At 70.6% G+C, this 3,010-nt stretch carries 2 protein-coding genes; both read right to left on the bottom strand.

Going from position 1 to position 3,010, the window contains the following annotated elements:
* Nucleotides 1-60: 60 nt before the first annotated feature.
* Nucleotides 61-2,214 (bottom strand): peptidase C14, encoded by a 2,154-nt coding sequence (locus ACNPM4_RS15000; RefSeq protein ID WP_448986187.1) that lies wholly within the window; start codon nucleotides 2,212-2,214, stop codon nucleotides 61-63.
* 109 nt (nucleotides 2,215-2,323) lie between these two features.
* Nucleotides 2,324-3,010, bottom strand: a 687-nt coding sequence (locus ACNPM4_RS14995) for a GNAT family N-acetyltransferase (RefSeq protein WP_448986185.1), incomplete at its 5' end; no start/stop codon positions are given.

The raw sequence follows: 3,010 nt of genomic DNA, 5'->3' as shown, positions 1-3,010 counted from the left end.
CTCGGCGACCGGGACGGGTGCGCGCGCGGGGACGGGAGCCGGGACGGGGACGGGACCGGGTCAGACCAGGAGGTTGGCGGTGTCGACGACGCGGTCGCCCTCGGCGGGGAAGGCCGTGCGCGTGACGCCCGACTCCACGTTGCCGGTGTGCAGCAGGGTCGACGAGCCGCCGAACGCGGCATCCGCCAGCTCCAGCGCGCCGCCCTCGAAGCGGTTGCCGACCGCGCGGTAGTGCGTCGCCCCCTTCGTGACCGCGACGTGGGTGGATGATCCCTCGGCGCGGAAACTGCTGTCGGACAGCGTCAGGTGCAGCTCGCCGTCGCCGGTCCGTGAGACACCGGCGCCACCCTTGATCGACACATCCGAACCCGCGACCTCGACCACCTGACGCTCACCCCGCGCTGCCTCGATGCGGGCGTTGCGCAGCGTCGACCCCTCGAATCGCAGCTGCGCCGACGACGACACGATCGGCGCCGCGTCATCCGCCGCGTTCAGGGTCGAACCGCGGAACGTGACCGCACCCGAGCCCGCGATCTTCATGCCGCCGACGCGGTCGAGCACGGTGTCGACGAACGTGATCGGGGTCTTCACGGTGGCGTTGGTGAGCTCACCCGGAGCGACGAACGTGAAGTGCGAGTCCGCGATCACCGTCGGGCGCCCGGAGTTGTCGGACGCCTGCGTGATCACGAGCGTGTCGGATGCCGTGCACCCCCGCAGCTGGGCCCCGTCGGCGTTGATCCACAGCATCCCGGAGCCGGCGAGCGACGGCTTGCCGATCACCTGCACGTCTTCCAGCGTGAGGTCGGTGATGCGCACGCGCGCCACGAACCACGAGCACACGTGCTTGCGCACCGTGATGCGCTTGGCCGCCGATCCCCAGGCCGCACCGGAGTTCGCGAACGTCATCAGCCCCGAGTTGCCGGTGTAGGTGAGGTCGTGCTCGTACTGGCCGTGCGTGACGAACGGGCCCTGGTCGTCGCCGTCGCCGTGGCAGTTCTCGACGAGGCAGTAGGCGCTCGCGGTGAAGTCGTTCAGGTGCCGCGAGTTGGCGGTGTGGCAGTTGGCGACGTATCCGTACAGGCAGTAGATCTGCTGCGTCAGGTAGCCGGCGCCGCCCCAGGTGACAGAGGTGGGGTTCTTGAGCGTGCAGCTCACGGTCGAGTAGTACGTGTTCCAGCGGCGCTGGATGAGCGGCCAGAACGTGCCGGTCCCGTCGATGTGGTCGACGTCGCAGCGCACCGCGTATTCGAAGGCGAGCGGGTGCGAGCCCGTGTATTCGTCCTTCCCGGTGCCGAGGAACTTCAGGTTCGACACGGTGACGTCCTGCACCGGCACCACCCGGCGCCAGGTCATCGTGCGGTCCTTGCCGAGCGGCCAGCCGTTCTTGTAGTTGATGCGGATGTGGGTGCCGTCGACGATCTGCGTGACCTGCACGAGCCGCTGCAGCTCGCGCTCCCAGCGCCCGGACAGCGCGTTCACCTCGGCGGCGTACCAGTCACCGACCGCGAAGAAGGAGGAGTCGGCGACCGGGAAGATGTCTCCGAGGTCGGGGACCACCTCGTTCAGCCGCGCCTCGTGCACGGCATCCGTCACCTCGCCGCGGAAGAACATGACCGCGGCGAAGGGGTCGTCCTTGCCGGCGTTCTCGATGCCGACCGTCGTCATGAGGTGGCCGCCGAAGTCGAACGCGATGCGCGACCGCGAGAATTTGTGGCGACGCACGAAGTTCAGGTCGCTGTGGGCCTCGATGCGGTGGATGCTCGCATCGTTCACCATCGCGTCGAGCGCGTCGTCGGCATTCACCTTCGCGTTCATCACACCGAACATGCGGAAGTCGACGACGCCGTCGTGCAGGAGCAGCCACGCACCGCCCTTCGGACCGGCGAGCACGGTGCCGCCGTTCGCCGCCGGGGCATCCTTCTTCACGAAGCGGTACAGCCCGTCGCCGCCGTCTCCGGCCGCCGCGTACCCGGTCGTGCGCACGAGGTCGCCGTCTTTGCCCTTGCGCTTCGCGAGCTCGGTCGCGGTGCCGCCGTTGGCGACGTTCGCCGAGCCCGACGAGCTCTGCGGTGCCACGGGTCCTGCGGCCTGCGCGGCCGTGGGCATGCCGACGGCTGCCACTCCACCGATCGCGGCAGCGCCGAATCCGGCGAGCAGCATGCGCCGACTGCGCAGCGCAGCCGTCTCGGTCTGGGTCATCTCCTGCGGGGTCATGCTCATCCTTCCGTGCGGCGTCATCGCCGCGGTCAGGCGTCCGGCCGTCCGGCCGAGCCGCATCATCCGATCGATCCCCAGTCCCCAGTGCCGTTCTCCGAGCCCGTGCTCAGAAGTAGTCGCCCGCCGTGAAGTGGCGGATGCCGTGCAGTCGCGCCGCGCGCCGCAGCGGGCGGATCATCCCGGTGCGGTCGTCCTGCCGCACGGCCTCGGGCGCGAACGCACGCAGCGCGCGGTCTTCCTCCGGCAGGGCGGGCACGGCGAGCTCGCACGACGTCACCCCGGCGGATGCCCAGTCCACCGCGATGGCGGCGAGCAGGTCATCCCGCACACCGTCGGCACCCGGAAGCACGGCGCTCTCGAGGAGCACGCCGACCCCGCCGCGAGGCTCGGCGACCGCGTAGCCGACCACGGTCGATCCCTCGATCCGGCGGTACAGAATGGCGCCTCGCAGCCGTACCTCCGCCATCGCCCAGTCCCGATCACCGCGCTCCGGCGCCAGGACCAGATCGGACCGTGAACGTTCGTAGACCTCGCGCACTGCACGGAGACTCCCGAGCCCGACGGATTCGCGCACGACGCGCCCCTCGGTCCCGACGGCGGCGGGCGTCGCAGCGCGCCAGAGCCCGGCCACGGTCCGCGCCATCGAGAACGTCTCGAACCCGCTGGAGCGGTACACCTCGGGGGTGCCGGTGAACAGCAGCGCCCAGTCGGCGTCGCCCGCCGCCTGCAGAGTCGCGGCGACCAGCCGGCGTGCGAGTCCCTGCCCCCTCGCCCGCTCGGCGACCGCGACGCT

The organism is Microbacterium umsixpiens, assembly GCF_053543675.1.
The sequence above is the reverse complement of the archived record's forward strand: the minus strand, read 5'-3'. Positions and strand labels throughout refer to the sequence as shown.